Consider the following 17,822-nt stretch of genomic DNA (forward strand, 5'->3'; position numbering starts at 1 on the left):
CCTCCTACCGGAACTGTGCCTGTCTGGAGTGTTTGTTGACAGATTTCGGTGGGGTCAGGCTCCCGCAACCAATTTTAGCGAACATTCGCTTTCAGCAAGGTCCGCCCCATCGGCTGCCCATGCTACGTTTAGAACGCTCCTCGAGCTTGCTTCGAGCTTTAGGCGGCGCGGTCAAATATGATAATCCTGCGAACTTCGGATAAAGATTGCGTAATTAGCAGGATATAGTTTGCAATTAGCAAAGGTGAGACACACCCTCTGCCGATCAATGTAGGAAGCAATATGACTTTAATAGCCGTTCAACAATAAAACCTGTGGCGCGTCTACCGGGGTCCAAGACAGGGCGCTGCTTGAAATGCTGGCCGGACCGGGAGCACCTTGGGAAATCAACAAGTCGGACGTGACTGTCAACTCGGCGCGTCCGCAACCAAAGTTGTCAAGAATTCCTCAATCTGGAAAAGTTCTTCCAGTGCAACGAGTGTCTTCTCGTAATGGGCGACGAGGGCAGCCTCTGCGCGCGCTATCTCGCCATCCAGAACGACTTCCATCAGTTCGCGATGCTCTGCCAGACCATCCCGCGGAGACACGCGGTAAAGGTTGGAGACATAGATATACCGCTGGGCCTGATCTGTTAGCTGGGCGCAGAAATCCAGAAGCCAATGCGATCCGCAGTTCGCGATCAAGGCTCGGTGGAAATTGCGATGTTCGACATTCCATTTGGGCAGATCCTGCTGAAAGCCCTCGGCGCGGCCGGCCTTTGCCAAATGGTGATAGGCGAGAACAATGCGTTCTTCCCAGTCATCGGTGCGGTTGAGCATCGATTCACGCAAGGCAAGCGATTCCACCAAAGACCGCGTCCGCGCCAGGGTCTGCCAGGCTTCAAGGTCCATCGCAGGCGCGGTGAAGCCGCGCCGTTCCTGGCGATCCACAAGGCGCTCTGCCGCGAGGCGGGAGAGCGCTTCGCGGACCGCATTGTTGCCAGCACCATATTCATCGGCGATGGCATCAATGCGCAGTTTCTCCAATGGCCGGAAATGCCCTGTCAGGATTTCACGGCGCAGACGGTCATAAACTTGCGTCGCGCGGGTTGTTTTGCGATCCGTGTCTGACATTTATTGACCTTTCGGAGTCTGTTCAGGCATGAGTATCACTTTTCAGGCGGCCGAGTGGTACTGCTGCGGTGCCAGAAAACAAACTTGTGCTGCATCCATGAAACAAATCCGAACATCAACACACCCAGAAGGCTGAGATAGATTATCAACGAGAAGACGCGCGCGGTGCTCAATTGTGCGGCCGCTGCCCGGATCAGCTCTCCGAAACCCTGACCGCCGCCCAGAAGCTCGCCCGCAACTGCGCCGCCGACGACACTGATCGAGGCAATTTTCAGACCGGTGAAGAACTGGGGAAGGCCCGTTGGGATCTTGAGCTTTATCAGAGTCTGCATCCGCGAGGCACCGATACTTTGGAACAGCATCCGGCTGTTTGCATCGGCGGCATGCAGACCCGCTGCAGTGCCAACCACGATTGGAAACACAGAAATAAAGGCCGCCAAAGCGACCTTGGAGCCGATGCCGAAGCCCAGCCAGGATACGAAAAGAGGCGCGAACGCAAGCTTTGGCATCGTGTCGATGGCGACGATATAGGGCATTACGGCCCGTTCGCCGATGGTGGTTTCGCCCACAAGCACGCCCAGGCTAACGCCGATTGAAACCGCGATCACGAAGCCGACGAGCACCTCTTGCGTGGTCACCCAAAAGGCCGCGAGCATGTAATTTCCCGACAATAGGCTTTTGCCCACAAAGAAAATGTCGGCAAAGGTATCGGGCACTGTTGGCAGAATGAGACGGGAAACAATCCCCAATGAGGTCACCAGATGCCACAGCCCAAGAAAGACTGCCATTATAACCGCCATTGAGAGCCAGCGCGGCACCCGGGCCGACCATGATGCCTTTTCCTGCCAGACGGTATCCCCAGGATATAGACCGGTTTCGACTGCTTGTGACAGTTCCACTTCTGATGTGCTCATAGGAATGCGCCCTTATCAAGGAGGTTGCGGATCGTGGTGGCATAGGCGCCAAATTCGGGCAGGGTTATCATCTCGAGCGTACGGGGGCGGGGCAGATCGATCTTGATCGATGTGATGACCCGGCCCGGCCTTGCAGACATGACATGCACAACATCCGACAGAATCACTGCTTCGGAAATCGAATGCGTAACGAGAAAGGCCGACGCATTGCGCTCCATGCAAACCTTTTGCAGCTCCATATTCATGAAATCGCGGGTGATTTCATCAAGTGCGCTGAACGGCTCGTCCAGCAGCAACATATCTGGTTCCGAAATGAGCATGCGACAGATTGCGGCCCGCTGGGCCATGCCGCCGGACAAAGAGGTGGGGTAGGTGTCTTCGAAACCGCCCAAGCCCACCACCCGCAAGAGTTCCTCGGCGTACGAACGTGCTGCCATCGCCGCCTTGCGACCGCTGCGAATTTCAATCGGCAGCAGGATATTCTCAATCGTTGTGCGCCACGGAAACAGCGTGGCGTGCTGGAACATCATTCCGATATCGTCGCGCGGACCAAGCACCGGTCTACCGTTCAGCATAATACGACCTTCCGAAGGCGGCATTAGGCCCGCCATGATCTTGAGCAGGGTGGTCTTGCCACAGCCGCTCGACCCGATCACGGAATGAAATTCTCCTTGAGCAATTTCGAAGCCAACGCCGTCAAGGGCGGTGATTTCTTTGTTGTTGAAGTATCTCGAGACATTGCTCAGTTGGTAAACTGGCCGGGGTTCACCCCCGGCCGGCTGTTGTATTTTCTGCGCGATCATTCCGCGTTCCACACGTCAATGAATTCATTGGTGTAGGCCTCTGCCAGATTTTCCATCGGCGCTTCAAGATCGCCCGATGTTACAAGCGCGTCGTGCCAGTTCTGCCATGAGTCCGGATGCTGGTAGCCATAGCCGTGCTCAGGATGGGCCGGTGCCGTCCGGATGATATAGGTCTGCAGCAGCGCACGTGCGAAGTCGCGGTCTTCCAGAAGCTGGGGGTTGCCGATCTTGGCGTGGTCCAGCGTTGCTTCGAGGTTTTCAGGATTCGCCCCGAACCGCGCGCCGCGCACCAGCGCCCGCCCAAAGCCTTCAATCAGCTCGCGGTTTTCGTCCAGATACGCACGGGTCACGGCATAGCCGTTGCCAAAGTAAGTCTGGAACTCCGCCGGTGTCAGGTTGACCAGATCGACACCGCGCAGGCGCAGCGTCGCCATGCCGATCGTGTCAGACGCATAGGCATCGATGGCGTCTTGCGCAAAGCCCGCAACCGCCATGCCGCCTTCGCCGATGGTGATGAAACTGTAGTCCTCACCTTCCTGCATATCAGCAGCATCGAAGATCGAGCGAACGAATGCCACTTCGGCACCGTCTGCCGTGCCAACACCCACGACCTTGCCTTGAAGGTCTTCTGGACGGGTGTAACCAGAGCCGGTTTCTGCAACCAAGCTGAACTGGCTCGTCGAGAAGTAGTTGTAGATATATACGATATCTTCCCCATTCTCGCGCGCGTTCAGAAGCGGTCCGGGGCCGGGGTGTCCGAACTCGGCCTGACCTGCGGCGAGAACCTGCAGCACTTGCGCGGAGCCGTTCACGCTTTGAACTTCAACTTCGATGCCTTCTTCTTCCATGTAGCCTTCGCCCATGGCGTTGTAGAGGGCGAAGTAGCCCAGACCGCTTGGGCTGGGAATGGCGAGTGTAACTTCTGTCAGGTCTTGCGCCTGTGCTGCAAAGCTCATCGCGGCCATGGAAATCGCGGCCACGCCGGTCGCCAGCTTTAATCCTGTTCGTCTCATGTTTTGTCCCTCTCTGTTGTTTGATAATGAGCAGAGTGCATTATTTGCTCCGTCAGTCAAGAATAATGCATTTTTTCTGGTAAGATCAGTTTTAATGCGCTATCGATGATCATAATCCAGTCAACCAATTGAGGAATCTCATGGAAATTTCAAAGTCTTACGTCGTTCCCGCTCCTGAACAGGTGTCCCTTCCCGTTGTCGGTAGCGCAGCCCGCTTTCCCGTGCGCCGTATCTACTGTATCGGCAAGAACTACGTGGCGCATGTACTGGAAATGGGTGGCGAAGCCTCGCGGGATTTCCCCATCATCTTTCAAAAACCGTCGGATTCCATCGTTCAGAACGGTGGCATCGTACCCTATCCGCCGCGCACCGATGATTTCCACTTTGAAATCGAACTGATGGTCGCGTTGAAATCCGGTGGCTACAACATCCCCGAAGACGAGGCGCTGTCCCACATCTTTGGGTATGGCGTCTGCATCGACATGACGAGGCGCCGTCTGCTGGAGACCGAGTCGGGACCGAACGCGCCTTGGGAGTTGAAAAAGTCTTTCGACCATTCGGCCCCCTGCAGTGAGATCTACCCTGTGTCCCAAGTTGGCCATCGCGACACGGGCCGCATCACGCTGACGGTCGACGGTGAGATACGACAGGACTCCGATCTGGAGTTAATGATCTGGAAGACGCCTGAAATCATCGCGACCTTGTCCAAATACTACGCGCTGCAACCCGGCGACATCATCATGGCCGGAACGCCCGACGGTGTCGGACCTGTCGTGCCTGGCAATACCATGGTGGGCGCCATTGAAGGGCTTGGAGACTTGACCGTGCAGGTCGGCGAACTGGTCTGATCCTTCGTGAGTCTCCCCTGTTGGTATCGGTTTGGGGTGCTGCAGGATACCTACGCCGCGCGCATCAACCAAAGGCGCGTGCGGTTAGGTACTCTGCGGCCTGAGGGATATTAGATCGCCTTGCTGCGTGCAGTGCCGGGTAAGAGAACTCATGCCCGGCGGGGGCAGTCGTCACAACCGCTTACCGTCCGCGCCGTTCCAAACCACATCGCTCCAAAAGGGCTCAACATGCATTTCACGCATAATCCGGTCGACGCTTCGCGGCGCCTGCCAGTGCGGATCGAAAACATTGTCGCCACCGCGCAACCGTTGGCCCCGCTTGCCGGAGCGAGCATCCTGCAGCTGAGGGGCACCGCCGTCAACGCCGCGATTTCCGCCGCAGCGGCGTTGACCATTGCTGAGTCCACTAAAGGGCTTGGCGCTGATGCCTTTTGCAATCTCTGGAGCGACCTGCAGCTGCGGCGCCTGCCGAACGATGGATACGCCGCCGGTTTGGAATTGCGCAAGGACAGCCAAACCGCTGGCTTTTAAAACTTGACTGTTAACTTTAAAGGACCTTCCCAACATGACCTTTCTCAATCGCGTTGGTATTGACGGCTACATGATCCTCCTCCTCTGCACGATGACACTCGGTCTTCTGGCCCCGGCGGAGGGTCTCGCGGCATTGGCGCTTGGACAGATCACATTTTGGGCCGTGGCCCTCTTGTTCTTCCTCTACGGTGCCAAGCTCGACTCTGGCGCAGTAAAGGCGGGTCTGACCAATTGGCGGCTGCAGGGACTGACCCTCGCCGCGACCTATGTGATGTTTCCACTGGTCGGTCTGTTGCTCAGCATCGTCTGCGGGCCGTTTCTTGGCGCCACCGTCACACTGGGTTTCCTGTTCCTGACCGTTCTTCCGTCAACGGTACAAAGCTCCATCGCCTTTACGGCGATGGCGGGTGGCAACGTACCGGGCGCGATCTGTGCGGCTTCGGTGTCAAACCTTGTGGGTGTCTTGCTGACGCCGCTGCTGGTGGCTTTCTTCCTGCATACCGGCGAGGGCGGAATCCGATTGGACCCGGTGATGAAGATCGGAACGCAAATCCTGTTCCCCTTCGTACTGGGACAACTCGCCAGGCCCTGGGTCGGCGAAGCGGTCCGCAAACACAAAACCCTGACACTGATCGTGGATCGTGGTGCGATTTTGCTGATTGTCTTCTCCGCGTTCAGCGCCGGCACGGTCTCGGGCCTATGGGCCTCACTACCGCTCACGACATTGGCGATGCTGGCGGTCGCTGTTCTGGCATTCCTCGCGATCACCATGTCGCTCATGGTGTGGACCGGGCGTGCCTGCGGCCTCGCGATCGAGGACAGGGCGGTCCTTTTCTATTGCGGGTCCACAAAGAGCCTCGCCTCTGGTCTGCCGATCGCGACCGCGCTCTTTCCGCCTGCCGACCTGGCTGCGATCGTTTTGCCGCTTATGATGTACCATATGGCGCAGCTACTTGTCTGTGCCTCCGTATCGCAGAAAGCGGCCCGGAAATCAGTCGTGACGGTGGCTTGATGCGTTGTTGCTGTTAACCCACCGGATACCTCGGGAAGGCCTTCGCAAACGTCCTCTGCTTGTGCAAATTTTCAGAACGAAAGGAATCGTTTTCGCCGAGCTGTAAGCAGCCATTCGTTAAATCTTTGCGGAGGCTCACCCTGCCTGCTCAGAAACACCTGAGTAACCCAAAAGCTCACCAAGCGTAGATGGCTGCATGAACGGGCCGCATCGCAGCAATGCGACAGCGGGATTAAGGTCAGGTTATGACCGGAAGCGGCGGGCTACAAGGAGGGCGGTTAGCGGCCGTTCGCCTCTTCTGCAAAGCATTAGTTGTCAAAGTTCGAAAGCTGCCACTTAGGTCCAAGCGAACTGTAACTGAAGCACTGCCTACTCCCTTTACCTGCCGCTCAACCGTTTAGGCCGCTTCCTGTCGACGTGCCTCTACCCAGCAACTGATAAGACGCTCGAAACGCTCTTTCATCATCTTCTGAGCGGTCGGATCATCAATATCGTTTGCAAGCCAGCCCCGCGCGGCATCGCCAAAAATCGTGCGTCCGACCGCAAAACCGCGCACATGGCGGCTGCCTGCCGCGCGCGCGATACTGCTTTCAAGCTCGTCGAATGGTGCATCCAGTCCGAGCAATAGGATGCCTCGGCACCACCGATCATTGATTTCAATCACCGCGCCGATCGCCGCCCAGCCCGCATCGGTTTGGTCGGTTAGCTTCCACCAGTCCGGGCGGATGCCCTCGTTATAGATCTGCTGCATGGCCTCTGAGGTGGCCATTTCGCCCATCTTGCCCTCTGCTGTTCCGATCACCTCGATTAGAAACTCATGGCGGCTGAGACGAGCCGCGGAGGCGAGGCGGTGCAATTGTTCCAGCTGCTGACGCCGCAAGGCTTCCGGATCGTCGGGATTGTAAAAGACAAGACACTTGATGACATGATCGTTCGGCCACGAAGCTACCTCGGCCCCGAGGGACGCTGCACCTTCGAATTGCAGTGGACGCGAACCCGGCAGTTCGACTGGGCGACCAATCCAAAGGCCTTCCTTTTCGGCCCGGAATAGGGCTTGGCGCCCATATTTGCTATCAAGCAGAGTACCGAGGTTCATATCCGGGCGCCGCGCACTCAACATTGTATCGAGCGCGAGATCCTTGAATTTTGCAATACGCTCTGGGTCAGCACCGACATCTTTGGCCATCGTCTCAAGTTGCATGCGGTGATCAATGGCAAACGCACATATGTTGTCCCAGTGTCCGCGTCTGGTGGTGGCCCAATGGACGTGCTCAAGATCAGCATCCTCGCGCAGGCGGGGGTTTACGACGCCTCGCTCGAGGAAGAACTCCAGTTCTTCCCAGCTTGGATAGGCTGGCGCACAGCCATGGCGAGAGACGGCCAGCGCGCCGCAGGCGTTTGCGATGCGGCAGCAGTCTTCCAACGGTAAATCACGGACATATCCACGGAGGAAGCCCGCCATAAAGCCATCTCCGGCCCCCAGCACGTTAAACACTTCGACGGGGAAGCCTTCGGATGAAATTCCATTCTCGATGTTCTGTGGAATTGCATCAGGGAAAACGAGACATCCTTTGGGACCGGTCTTGAGTACGATCGTCGCTTTCGTAAGTTTGCGGATTTTCAGGAGTGCCGTGCGCGTGTCGGTCGAGCCCCCTGCGATATGCACCTCTTCGTCCGTGCCTACGACAACGTCACAGTCGGGCAGGATGCTCTGGACTCGGGCAGTCACTTTCTCATCCGCAATGAAGCGAACGTCGCCAGCGCCCGCACCGAGCAGCCCCCAGAGATTGGGGCGATAGTCGATGTCAAATATGATCTTGCGGCCAGCCTCTTTGGCGATCCGCATCGCTTTGAAGCTTGCGGCTTCCAAATGAGGTTTCGAAAAATGTGTGCCTGATACGACAATGGCTTTGGCGGACCGGATGAAATCCGGGTCAACGTCATCCTCGCACAATGCAGCGTCGGCACAATCCGTGCGCACGAAGAGCAAGGGGAAATTCCGATCGTCTTCGATCCCGAGAAAGGCCATTGCAGTCAACCGTTCTGGATCGGTGGCAACACCGCGGGTCTCTACGCCCTCGGCCTTGAGGGTTTCGAGGACGAACCGACCGATCTGGTCGTCACCGACCCGGCTTAGAAGCGCAGTTTTAAGGCCAAGACGGGCACCCCCGACTGCGATATTGGTCGGGCATCCACCAACATATTTAGAAAAGCTACGTGCATCTTCCATGCGACAGCCGATTTGGTCAGCATAAAGATCGGCGCAAGAGCGACCGATTGTGATGATATCATAAATGGGCATAGGCTTGGTGGCCATGGTGGGTCCTCAATCTACTTGGGGTCGTTGTTCGCCGCAGAGCGTCCCGGCGCGGATCGCCAGTATGAGTGCGAGTGAGATGGTTGCGTTTAGGGATCTGAAACCGTCGACGCTTGCCTCGGAAATTTGGAAGCATATGTCGGCGTTGGTGAAAGGGGCACGGGGTAGGTCAGTGATCGAAATCGTGCGGGCACCAACGGCGCGGGCGCGTTCGAAAGACTGAACAGTATCTTCTGCGCTTGGATGGAATGAGATAGCCACCACCGTATCTTCTGGGCTGACCATCATCATCTGTTGGTCCAAGGTCCCCCCGCTGCCATCCAGAAGGTTGGCGGGGACTTCGAGGCGTGCCAGATTATATACAAGGTAGGTGGCTGCGGTGAATGTCCGTTTTTGTGCCAGAACATGCACGATTCGCGCATCTGCCAATAAACGGGCTGCTGTCTCAATCTTGTCGATCGGCGTGCTGCGCTGCAACTCCCGCAGGGAGGCGATGCCCGCTTCGACAAAGCGGTCGGTCATCTCAGCCGTATCGCGGGCGGCACCACTTTTTTCGAGGTTTCTGATACGGTCCTGATAGGGCGTGGAACTGGCTTGAAGCTCATCGCGGAAGACAGACTGAAGCTCTGAAAAGCCTGAAAACCCGAAGTGCTTGGCAAAACGAATGATGGCAGATGGTGCGACACCGATCTCATCCCCCAATACCGCAGCGGTGCGCAGGGCAAAGCCGGAGGGATCGCGGAGCGTGAAATCCGCGATAAGTTTCAGGCGGTTGCTGAGATGATCGTAAGATGTGGCGATCTCTTCACGCAGCGCTTTGAAATCGAGTTGAGGGGCGTCCTCGTCGGTTGTCATCTTGTTTCCCACTGACTTCCCGGCCCTCCGCTTTCTGTCTTGGAATTTGTATTCTATATTGACCTGTGTGTGAACTTTATGTTCTAAGGCGTCACACATCAAGGGCTAACTTTGATGAACGAGGAGGGGGATTTATGAAAGCGTGTGTGATTCACGGGGCGCGTAATGTCGCGATAGAAACATGTGCGACGCCTGCGCCCATGCCGGGTCAGCTTCTACTTTCATTCGCTTACGGCGGCATCTGCGGTTCCGACCTCCACTACTATGAGCACGGCCAAGTCGGCGATTCGATCCTGCGCGGTCCGATGATTTTGGGGCATGAGTTATCAGCCATCGTTTCCGGTGTGGGCGAAGGCGTGGTGGATTTTGCCCCTGGCGATAAAGTCGCGGTAACTCCCGCGCTGCCTTGCCAGACATGCGATTATTGCCAGCGGGGTCTGTCCAACTTGTGCACTGACATGTCCTTTATGGGCAGCGCAGCACGTTTTCCGCATTGTGACGGTGGGTTCGCCAGCGACTTGGTGGTGGAAGCGCGCCAGTGCATCAAGCTGCCAGAGGGCACTGATATGCGCCATGTGGCGATGGCTGAGCCTTATGCCGTCGCCCTGCATGCTGTCTCTATGGCGGGTGATCTGCGCGGGGCCACTGTGTTGGTCACAGGGGCAGGGGTGATTGGGCAGATGTGTGCTACCGCTGCACGCGCAGCGGGTGCCGCCCGCATTTTGATGAGTGATATTGCACCGGCAGCACTTAAGCGCGCCAAAGCACTTGGCATAGATGAAGTGTTTGATGCGACTGAACCAGCGGCGACGGCTGGACTGACCGATACGCCCCGCTGCGATGCTGTTTTTGAGGCATCAGGCGCGGCCCCCGCTCTTAGCATGGCAATCTCGGCGTCAAAACCGCGCGGCACAGTGGTTCAGGTCGGCTTTTTGCCCGCGAAAGCGCCGGTGGATTTCGCCAAACTGCTAACCCGAGAGATCAAGCTGGTTGGCACATATCGGTTTATCGATGAATTTGCAGAAGCCGTCCGGCAGATTGTTGCAGAAGAGGTCGATCTGCGCCCAATGATATCGGCAGACATGTCACTCGATGACCCGGACGCCGCCTTTGACCGCGCATTAGAAAAGGCCGACGCGCTGAAGGTCATGGTACATTTCTGATGAGTAGTAACTTCCCCTATGATCGCAGCAAACTGCGTCCGCGTGCCGCGCATATCGGGGTGGGTGCATTTCACCGCGCGCACCAGCAAGAGTACTATGACGATCTTGCGCGTGGGGCGAATGGCCCAAGCTGGGGCGTGGTTGGCATCAATCTGACGCCACCGTATATCGCAGGCACCCATGCGGCTGAAGGCGAGAACTATGTACTTCTTAAAGAAGATGACGATGGCGCCGTCTGTCGACCTATCGGTACGTTGCTTCAACTTTGGGATGCGCAAGACGCGCATGGCGTCGATTGGAACGACATTGAATTCGCCACGCTGACGATCACTGAAAAGGGATATTGTCACTTATCAGGTAGCATGGACCTTGATCTGAATGCAGTTGGTGCGGATTTGGCCAATCCAGAAACGCCAGCTACAGCGATTGGCTATCTTGCATGGATGCTGGAACAACGTCGTCGCAGCGGCGGGCGCCCGATTACCTTGGCAAGCTGTGACAACGTCGCTGACAACGGGCTTTTGCTGGGGTCTGTCCTGCGGGACTATGCAGCGCGCACTTTCCCGAACCTCTCCAAATGGCTTGAAGCGAACGTGGCATTCCCCACGTCGATGGTGGATCGCATTGTTCCGGCTATGTCAGTCGCGGGGCGCGCACGGCTTGAGGCAGCTTGTGGTCATCGCAGTTCGCTGGGCGTGGTCGCTGAACCGTTCCGGCAGTGGGTCATCGAAGATCATTTTGCCTCTGATCGCCCGGCCTTTGAACATGTTGGCGTCCAGATCGTCGATGTGCTGGCGCCTTATGAGCATATGAAGCACCGCCTGCTGAACGGTATCCAATCTTCCTATGCCGAACTGGGGCGTCTTTGTGGACACGAGAGTTCGCATGGCGCCGCAATGGATCCTGTCTTGCAAGATTGGGCAGCAATCTTCTTTGCGTCGCAATCTGACACGTTAGATTGCCCGACTGGCGAGAACCTTTCGGACTATGCAGGCACAAGTCTAAAGCGCTTGCAAAACCCGACCATTCATCACTCGCTCAACCAGATTGCCAGTGACGCAAGTTTCAAGTTGCCCCAGCGAATTGGGGCGCCAGCCGCAGAGCGGATCGAACGCGGGCTCTGCGCTGAACTGCAGGCTATGGTCTTGGCAGGATGGGCCTTGCAAGCAGGCAATATGACCCCCGATGCAGGCGGCGTGGTCACGCAAGATCCGCTGGGCCGAAAGGTCGCCGAATTGAGAGGCCGCCATGAGGGTTCTGCCGCAGATCTTGCCCAGGCAGTTCTTGCCCTGCCGATCTGGTCTCCTCGGTTGCAGGCGGATAGCGGGTTTTCTGCGGACGTTGCTAAATGGGTGAAGACCTTTGCCAGCGCAAACCCTGCCACCTGCCGCGCAGGGATAGGCGCGTTTTCAAAGGAGAGAATGAATGCGTAGGTACCTTGGAGGCCGCACGCCCGAAGAATGGTTAGGGGCGCTGTTGATGACCCTTGTGGTCGTGTTGCTGGGTTTTCAGGTTATTGCTCGGTTCGGCATGGGGCGGTCGTTTAGCTGGCTCGAAGAAGTAAGCCGATTTGCCTTTGTCTGGGCCGTCTATTTTGGTTTTGTCATTGCCGCTGCAGGTGACCGGCACATCCGTGTGTCGCTGCATATTGAAATGCTGCCGCCCAAGGCCCGATTGGTCATGTTAACGCTGGCAGACGTGATCTGGCTTGGATTCAATGCGGTGGTGATCTGGCACGGCTACCATTTCACGGTATCGATGTTTGAGTTCCCCTATATTTCGCAAACGACGGGCATCAATCTCGTTTGGGTTCAGATGATCGTGCCGCTGGGCTTTGCCTTTATGTCGGTCCGTATCGTGCAAGTCATGCTGCGCAGATGGCGAACCGGGCAGGGGCCCGTCGACTCGCGGATCGGAGAATAACGATGGATCCCACACTTTTGATGGCAGGCTCCTTTGTTGTGCTGCTGCTGCTGGGCGTTCCTGTCGCAGTCTCCATCGGATTTGCCGCCGTGGTCACTATGGCTTCGGCCAATATGCCCATGTCTTACCTCGTACAGACCGCTTACTCAGCGGTAGACGAGTTCACCATCATCGCCGTGCCGATGTTCATTCTGGCGGGCACCTTGATGGAGAAGGGCGGCCTGACGAGCAGGCTCATCGGCTTTAGTCGGGCAATCGTCGGCCCGGCGCCGGGCGGTTTGGCGACTGTGACAATCGTCGCTTGTACCTTTTTTGCGGCAATCTCGGGGTCTGGTCCGGCGACGACCGCCGCCATCGGGTCAATCATGATCCCCGCGATGATTAAGGATGGCTACGACAAGGGGTTTGGCGCAGCGATCACCTCCTCGGCGGGAGGGATCGGCGTGGTCATCCCACCTTCGATCCCGATGATTATCTATGGCATCACCTCGGAAACATCGATCAGCGCGTTGTTTGTGGCGGGCGTCGTGCCCGGACTGATGTTGGCCGTGGCGCTTTGGATGACCAGCCGCTTCATCTCGGTCAAGCGCGGCTATAGCTCTGGTGGTGTGAATGAGCGTAGCCTGTCCCATATCCGGCAGGCTGCATGGGAAGCGAAATGGGCTTTGGCCGCTCCCATTATCATTCTGGGCGGAATTTATACCGGTGTCTTTACGGTGACCGAAGCATCGGTCGTGGCTGTGCTTTATGCGTTGCTGGTCGGTGTATTCGTCTACCGTGAAATCAAGCTCGGGTTGTTCATCGATGCCGTCGTCTATGCGGTGCGGATTACCGGGACGGTGATGCTGGTGCTGGTCACAGGGCGGATCATCGGGCGGATGTTGTCGATGTTCCAAGTGCCGCAGATGGTATCTGGCTACCTGATTGATGCCGTTTCGAACCCGATTCTGCTGATCCTGCTGGTGTTGCTGATGCTGGTCTTTATCGGGATGTGGATGGAGACTCTTACGCAGATCATTATCCTCACTCCGCTGCTTTTGCCCGTGGTGGCAAATGTCGGAATCGATCCGATTCAGTTTGGCATTATTTTCGTCATCGCTTGTGAAATCGGTTATTCCACGCCGCCATTGGGGGTGAACCTCTTTGTCGCGGCAGAGATTGGGAACACTACGGTTGAGCGCGTGTCGAAAGCATCAATCCCATTCCTTTGCGCAGAAATACTGGTGATGGTGCTCGTCGCCTTCATCCCAGAACTGACGCTTTGGCTGCCCAGACTGATGGGCTTCATCAATTGATTTTTTACTGGAGGAGAAAACCATGAACTACCTAACCAAGAGACTATCCACGGCGGCGCTTGCCATGTTGGTCGCACTACCAGCGGCAGCAGCCGAGTATACCATGCGCCTGAGCCATGGTGACAACGAGAACAACCCAACCCACAAGGGTGCGTTGAAATTTGAAGAGCTTGTCGAGAAATACTCCAACGGTCGAATTGATGTGCAAATTTTCCCCTCGAACCAACTTGGCTCGGAACAGGAAGTAGCGCAGGCGCTGCGGATGGGATCGATCGAGTCTGAAATTCTTTATACGGGTAACCTCGTCCCGCTGGCCCCCTCCGTTGGCGTGATGATGCTGCCTTATGCATTCACGTCGAACGAGGAAGCCCATGCCGCGATGGATGCGCTAAAAGGTCCGCTTAACGAGCGTCTGCCGAAAGAGGCTGGTGTGCGTGTGCTGGGCTTTTTCGAGAAAGGGTTTCGTGTCCTGACCAATGGCGAACGTGAGGTGAAAACTCTCGACGACCTAAAGGGTCTGAAAATCCGCGTTTCAAAAAATAACATTGCCATTGAGACGTTCAAGTCTTGGGGCTTGGACCCAATCCCAATGGCTTGGGCGGAAGTTTTCCCTGCATTGCAGCAGGGTGTGATCGACGGACAAGAAAATCCCTATACAACGGCGATCTCTTCGAAATTCTACGAGGTACAGAAATATATCACTGAGGTTCACTACCTGATCTGGTCAGGACCGATCATCGTCTCAGATCGCTTTTACCAGGGCCTGCCGGAAGACCTGCAAGCTGCTCTCGACAAGGCGGGCGAAGAGGCAGCATCTTATGAGCGTGAGGTCTCTGCCACCGAGACGGCTGCTGCGAAAGAAAAACTCGTAGAACTTGGCATGACCCTCACTGGGGCGCCGGCCGACGAACAGAAATGGCAAGAGGCTGCCAAAGCGCTTTGGCCCAGCTTTGCAGCGGATATCGGCGGCGAAGAATGGGTGAGCGAAGCAACTCAGATCATGACCGACGCAATCAAAAAAAACTAAACGAAGCTATTCTCAGGACGACAGTCTATAATTATGGGGCTCGAGCGAATAGCTTGAGCCCCATTTTTGGTGGTGACGTTTGCGCTTTGGTTGTGAACGGAGGTCGTCGCCAATGTAATGCGGCAAGCCGGAACCGACGGTGCCTTCACGCTACGCTACCGTGTGCGCAATGATGCGGTTGAGTTGCTCAACAACCGCAAGGCTATGGGCGACGCGACATCTTTCGGCGGGCTGAAACAGCAACTGGGCTTGAGCCTCTGTCAATAAAACAGCCGTTCGTGCCCTGCGGCACCAAGGGCGGGAAGCGGCCTTTCGCTGCGTATGAGAGCAAAGTCAGCTATCAACAGGTGGCTTTCCATCGTTTCACTGCTGCGCAAGCAATCCGGCCACCGGAGAAATATCATTGCGCAATATGCATCTGGCAAGTAGCCTACGGTTAGCGAACGGCATACTGCCGACCCTAATCGTGTAGCAGAAAATAGATTTGAGAATACGATAGAGTGAATAAAGATTTGCTGCAGGCAAGAATTACGGGTTGGGGTTTCGCATTAGCGCTTGCAGGCTCAGCGGCTTGGGTGCTCGGCTTATTGCTGCCTAAAGAGTTCTCTCTTGCGAGAGATTACTTCCTACTGTTCACTTTTTTCTCAGTTCTACTTGTGCTTGGCCAGGGACTTTGTCATCGCCTCATACCAATAGAGACAAAAATTCCCGAGCCGAAAGTGGTTAGGTACATCCTACCTGATCATTTTCCGAATGGTGGGTTCGTAGTTAAACCATCTGAATGGCTAAACCAAAATTTGAGCTACGCGATAGTTCTTGAACAAGAGGACGGCTACGAACAGTTGCTCGGAGTAGCGAAGTACTTGATGATACAAAATAACGGTCTTATTCAGCTTGTCACGCTTGCAAGGGCCGATGGCGGTGCTGAGATATGGAGACGACTGGACGCTGGTGAAACTGATCAATTGTCAAACATACGAGTTAAAATTGGGATGCCGACAGATGTCACAGAATAAGCAGCCGAAGGTAGCTAAGGTCGTCAATACTTATATGGTTGTATTGAACGTTGGCTCAGAAGACGGCGTGGACATTGGAGACGACTATATCCTCTATCGGGTTGGCGAAGATATTCTTGACCCAGATACTGGAGAGTCCCTCGGCGCCTATGAACAAATATTAGGCCGAGGGACCGTCACCCACGCTCAAGACCGCATTTGCACGCTCGAGTCTTCGGAAGTCAAAGATTCCGGCAGAAAGGTTGTGCGAAAATTCTCAAGGAACTCCCATAGCGCTTTATGGGCTATTGGAAGTGCGCTCGCCATGCCATCTGAAGAGGTCATTGAAGAGCCTGAGAAGACCTTAAGGCCTTTTAGCGACGCAGAAGTCGGTGACTTTGCGAAGAGAGTTTGAAATATTTCTGAGTGTGTGTGTACGGCCTTCTCCAATTTTTTGGGGTGTTACCGAAAGTTTGGTTTGTGGCGGCGAAAGCGCTGAACGCCACCTCTCTTAGGTATAGAATGCGACGAATTTCCAGCCTGCAATCAAGGCCTGAAAGCGGTCATTAGACGCGTTTGACAGGAAGGGCAGCTAAGGGCCGTTGATGACTTTGGGCTCTTCGTCGACACGAGGGGCAGAAGCTGCCATTCGCTGCGGACTGCGCCAAGGTCTGCTGTGCGCACTCAAATGTCCGATGTCGATGGTTTAGGAGCGAAGCAAATTTCCTGTCCTATCCACATAGTCCATAACTTTCCCAAGGTGGGTTAGCACACTCGCAGCGTCAGCATGGCTCATAATCACTTCCTCCCCATGCATTGCCTTTTGCCGTCTTTTCCAAACGCGATTGATCGCCTTCGTGGGCACCCCGTTTTCTTCCTTCATCTCATTTCTTATCGCTTTTGAAACGACTTTGAATCGCTGCATGTGATCTGAAGGTCCGGCCGGTAACGTTAGTTTGGGTTTAGCTAAATCCCAAAGGAACCACGAACCCGCTTCAATTGAGTTAGAAGCTGCGATCTGCAATTCACGAAACCGGAACTCCGAAAAGTGACGTCTCGCATCAAGATAGTTTCGAAAGTAGAAAGGAAGCACGGCGCGGTTCTTAACGTGCTCGAGGCTCACATCGATTGAACCACCCGTAACCTGTGGAAACAGAATGGATTTAAAAATCTCAACACCATCGTTCACTTCGCTGATTTTCTGTTGCCCCATATCGAACACAGAGATGTTGCGTAGCATGTACTGAGGCTCAGTATTGTGCCTTGCTAAGTCAACTATTCGGTTCAACTCCCATAGGATCACTTCTTGCGAAGCGGTGTGAGAGTGAAGCCATAGATCATTCCCAAACAGTGAATCGAAACGCGAGAGCTCCCCTGCAACAGGTATGGATATATCCAGCACAATTTCGCTATTTAATGATGATGGAAATGATGGGTACGTCGAAGCGATGCCATGCATTTTCAAACTGCCCAGTGACGCCTCAGAGTTTTTCACTGTGCTCGATGTTATCCGAAATGACACTGGAAATTCCCCCTTCCAAATCTCGGTTGATACCACTGCCTCAGGTATTTCCGGAAAAGGCGTGCTTGATGTTATCCGAAATCGGACGCAATTTGGGTAGAGGTCAAAAATACTCTCGCCTTTCACAAGGCCTTCAAATTGATTTCTGCTCATAAATTTCATCTCCAATATATAATGTAAAAAGCCGTTGGTTCAGAATGAATTACGGAATGTGGGCGAAGCGCTCTTTGGTAAATGTGGCCTTCCAGTCGATCTTCGCCATGTGCCATATTTGACCCAAAACGTGCAGAACATAACACCAGTTCCGCGATGTTCGGGGTTAGATCAGCATCACACCCATCAAGCCTGACCGGAAGGGCGGTCAAAGAGGCCATGTTCACGCAACACGCTCATGCAAGTGGCGGGTGGATCATGGCGCGGGGACGACCGGCCTCCTTCCAAAGAAAAGCCAGCGAGATCGGAAGGCGAAAGCGGCGTGGGTCCGCTGCCTCC

The 17,822-nt window shown here is 55.4% G+C and carries 18 protein-coding genes; 11 read left to right on the top strand and 7 right to left on the bottom strand.

The features are described from left to right. Positions 1–407 precede the first annotated feature (407 nt). The 4 genes from WNY61_RS08065 to WNY61_RS08080 form a co-directional block, all read right to left on the bottom strand. Positions 408–1,112, bottom strand: a complete 705-nt coding sequence (locus WNY61_RS08065) for a GntR family transcriptional regulator (RefSeq protein ID WP_342850955.1) — start codon at positions 1,110–1,112, stop codon at positions 408–410. 35 nt (positions 1,113–1,147) lie between these two features. Further along, on the bottom strand, positions 1,148–1,768 hold the full coding sequence (locus WNY61_RS08070; protein WP_342850956.1) for an ABC transporter permease: 621 nt from the start codon (positions 1,766–1,768) through the stop codon (positions 1,148–1,150). Positions 1,769–2,022: 254 nt separating this feature from the next. Beyond that, positions 2,023–2,829, bottom strand: a complete 807-nt coding sequence (locus tag WNY61_RS08075; RefSeq protein ID WP_342850957.1) for an ABC transporter ATP-binding protein — start codon at positions 2,827–2,829, stop codon at positions 2,023–2,025. Then, positions 2,826–3,842 carry an ABC transporter substrate-binding protein gene (locus WNY61_RS08080; RefSeq protein ID WP_342850958.1) on the bottom strand — a complete coding sequence of 339 codons (1,017 nt, stop codon included), beginning with the start codon at positions 3,840–3,842 and terminating at the stop codon, positions 2,826–2,828. Before WNY61_RS08080 ends, WNY61_RS08075 begins: the two co-directional genes overlap by 4 nt. A gap of 140 nt (positions 3,843–3,982) precedes the next feature. Here WNY61_RS08080 and WNY61_RS08085 point away from each other — a divergent pair, with 140 nt between their 5' ends. The 3 genes from WNY61_RS08085 (at position 3,983) to WNY61_RS08095 (ending at position 6,233) form a co-directional block, all read left to right on the top strand. After that, the gene (locus tag WNY61_RS08085; RefSeq protein ID WP_342850959.1) at positions 3,983–4,690 is read left to right on the top strand and encodes a fumarylacetoacetate hydrolase family protein; all 708 of its coding nucleotides are present in this window, start codon (positions 3,983–3,985) and stop codon (positions 4,688–4,690) included. 228 nt (positions 4,691–4,918) lie between these two features. Then, positions 4,919–5,221 carry a hypothetical protein gene (locus WNY61_RS08090; protein ID WP_342850960.1) on the top strand — a complete coding sequence of 101 codons (303 nt, stop codon included), beginning with the start codon at positions 4,919–4,921 and terminating at the stop codon, positions 5,219–5,221. Between the two features lie 34 nt (positions 5,222–5,255). Continuing rightward, on the top strand, positions 5,256–6,233 hold the full coding sequence (locus WNY61_RS08095) for a bile acid:sodium symporter family protein (RefSeq protein WP_342850961.1): 978 nt from the start codon (positions 5,256–5,258) through the stop codon (positions 6,231–6,233). A gap of 397 nt (positions 6,234–6,630) precedes the next feature. Here WNY61_RS08095 and iolC read toward each other — a convergent pair whose 3' ends face one another. Continuing rightward, entirely contained in the window at positions 6,631–8,550 is a 1,920-nt protein-coding gene (gene iolC / locus WNY61_RS08100) for a 5-dehydro-2-deoxygluconokinase (protein WP_342850962.1), read from the bottom strand. 9 nt (positions 8,551–8,559) lie between these two features. Further along, positions 8,560–9,405, bottom strand: a complete 846-nt coding sequence (locus tag WNY61_RS08105; protein WP_342850963.1) for a MurR/RpiR family transcriptional regulator — start codon at positions 9,403–9,405, stop codon at positions 8,560–8,562. A gap of 134 nt (positions 9,406–9,539) precedes the next feature. On the opposite strand from WNY61_RS08105, the gene WNY61_RS08110 reads away from it, so the two are divergent. The 8 genes from WNY61_RS08110 (at position 9,540) to WNY61_RS08145 (ending at position 16,223) form a co-directional block, all read left to right on the top strand. Beyond that, positions 9,540–10,568, top strand: coding sequence for an L-idonate 5-dehydrogenase (locus WNY61_RS08110; protein ID WP_342850964.1), 1,029 nt, complete (start codon positions 9,540–9,542; stop codon positions 10,566–10,568). After that, positions 10,568–12,001, top strand: coding sequence for a mannitol dehydrogenase family protein (locus WNY61_RS08115; RefSeq protein ID WP_342850965.1), 1,434 nt, complete (start codon positions 10,568–10,570; stop codon positions 11,999–12,001). Before WNY61_RS08110 ends, WNY61_RS08115 begins: the two co-directional genes overlap by 1 nt. Beyond that, positions 11,994–12,491 carry a TRAP transporter small permease gene (locus WNY61_RS08120; RefSeq protein ID WP_342850966.1) on the top strand — a complete coding sequence of 166 codons (498 nt, stop codon included), beginning with the start codon at positions 11,994–11,996 and terminating at the stop codon, positions 12,489–12,491. Before WNY61_RS08115 ends, WNY61_RS08120 begins: the two co-directional genes overlap by 8 nt. 2 nt (positions 12,492–12,493) lie before the next feature. Beyond that, positions 12,494–13,786, top strand: a complete 1,293-nt coding sequence (locus WNY61_RS08125; RefSeq protein ID WP_342850967.1) for a TRAP transporter large permease — start codon at positions 12,494–12,496, stop codon at positions 13,784–13,786. 22 nt (positions 13,787–13,808) lie between these two features. Continuing rightward, positions 13,809–14,813, top strand: a complete 1,005-nt coding sequence (locus tag WNY61_RS08130) for a TRAP transporter substrate-binding protein (protein ID WP_342850968.1) — start codon at positions 13,809–13,811, stop codon at positions 14,811–14,813. A 117-nt stretch (positions 14,814–14,930) separates the two neighbouring features. After that, on the top strand, positions 14,931–15,080 hold the full coding sequence (locus tag WNY61_RS08135) for a hypothetical protein (RefSeq protein ID WP_342850969.1): 150 nt from the start codon (positions 14,931–14,933) through the stop codon (positions 15,078–15,080). A 233-nt stretch (positions 15,081–15,313) separates the two neighbouring features. Then, a complete protein-coding gene (locus tag WNY61_RS08140; RefSeq protein WP_342850970.1) occupies positions 15,314–15,829 on the top strand; it encodes a hypothetical protein in 516 nt (171 codons plus the stop codon). Continuing rightward, positions 15,816–16,223: a hypothetical protein gene (locus WNY61_RS08145; RefSeq protein WP_342850971.1), complete on the top strand. Its 408-nt coding sequence runs from the start codon at positions 15,816–15,818 to the stop codon at positions 16,221–16,223. Before WNY61_RS08140 ends, WNY61_RS08145 begins: the two co-directional genes overlap by 14 nt. A 291-nt stretch (positions 16,224–16,514) precedes the next feature. Here the strand turns inward: WNY61_RS08145 and WNY61_RS08150 are convergent, their stop codons facing one another. Next, positions 16,515–17,483, bottom strand: a complete 969-nt coding sequence (locus WNY61_RS08150) for a hypothetical protein (RefSeq protein ID WP_342850972.1) — start codon at positions 17,481–17,483, stop codon at positions 16,515–16,517. Positions 17,484–17,822: the final 339 nt, after the last annotated feature.

This window comes from Sulfitobacter sp. AS92 (assembly GCF_038900015.1).
Lineage (GTDB): Bacteria > Pseudomonadota > Alphaproteobacteria > Rhodobacterales > Rhodobacteraceae > Sulfitobacter.

Excerpts from the sequence above, each read along its gene's own strand:
- WNY61_RS08135 (WP_342850969.1), top strand. The coding sequence starts at position 14,931 with ATGCGGCAAGCCGGAACCGACGGTGCCTTCACGCTACGCTACCGTGTG.
- iolC (WP_342850962.1), bottom strand. The coding sequence starts at position 8,550 with ATGGCCACCAAGCCTATGCCCATTTATGATATCATCACAATCGGTCGC.
- WNY61_RS08150 (WP_342850972.1), bottom strand. The coding sequence starts at position 17,483 with ATGAGCAGAAATCAATTTGAAGGCCTTGTGAAAGGCGAGAGTATTTTT.
- WNY61_RS08125 (WP_342850967.1), top strand. The coding sequence starts at position 12,494 with ATGGATCCCACACTTTTGATGGCAGGCTCCTTTGTTGTGCTGCTGCTG.
- WNY61_RS08095 (WP_342850961.1), top strand. The coding sequence starts at position 5,256 with ATGACCTTTCTCAATCGCGTTGGTATTGACGGCTACATGATCCTCCTC.
- WNY61_RS08120 (WP_342850966.1), top strand. The coding sequence starts at position 11,994 with ATGCGTAGGTACCTTGGAGGCCGCACGCCCGAAGAATGGTTAGGGGCG.
- WNY61_RS08145 (WP_342850971.1), top strand. The coding sequence starts at position 15,816 with ATGTCACAGAATAAGCAGCCGAAGGTAGCTAAGGTCGTCAATACTTAT.
- WNY61_RS08105 (WP_342850963.1), bottom strand. The coding sequence starts at position 9,405 with ATGACAACCGACGAGGACGCCCCTCAACTCGATTTCAAAGCGCTGCGT.
- WNY61_RS08075 (WP_342850957.1), bottom strand. The coding sequence starts at position 2,829 with ATGATCGCGCAGAAAATACAACAGCCGGCCGGGGGTGAACCCCGGCCA.
- WNY61_RS08115 (WP_342850965.1), top strand. The coding sequence starts at position 10,568 with ATGAGTAGTAACTTCCCCTATGATCGCAGCAAACTGCGTCCGCGTGCC.
- WNY61_RS08130 (WP_342850968.1), top strand. The coding sequence starts at position 13,809 with ATGAACTACCTAACCAAGAGACTATCCACGGCGGCGCTTGCCATGTTG.
- WNY61_RS08110 (WP_342850964.1), top strand. The coding sequence starts at position 9,540 with ATGAAAGCGTGTGTGATTCACGGGGCGCGTAATGTCGCGATAGAAACA.
- WNY61_RS08080 (WP_342850958.1), bottom strand. The coding sequence starts at position 3,842 with ATGAGACGAACAGGATTAAAGCTGGCGACCGGCGTGGCCGCGATTTCC.
- WNY61_RS08070 (WP_342850956.1), bottom strand. The coding sequence starts at position 1,768 with ATGCTCGCGGCCTTTTGGGTGACCACGCAAGAGGTGCTCGTCGGCTTC.
- WNY61_RS08090 (WP_342850960.1), top strand. The coding sequence starts at position 4,919 with ATGCATTTCACGCATAATCCGGTCGACGCTTCGCGGCGCCTGCCAGTG.
- WNY61_RS08065 (WP_342850955.1), bottom strand. The coding sequence starts at position 1,112 with ATGTCAGACACGGATCGCAAAACAACCCGCGCGACGCAAGTTTATGAC.
- WNY61_RS08085 (WP_342850959.1), top strand. The coding sequence starts at position 3,983 with ATGGAAATTTCAAAGTCTTACGTCGTTCCCGCTCCTGAACAGGTGTCC.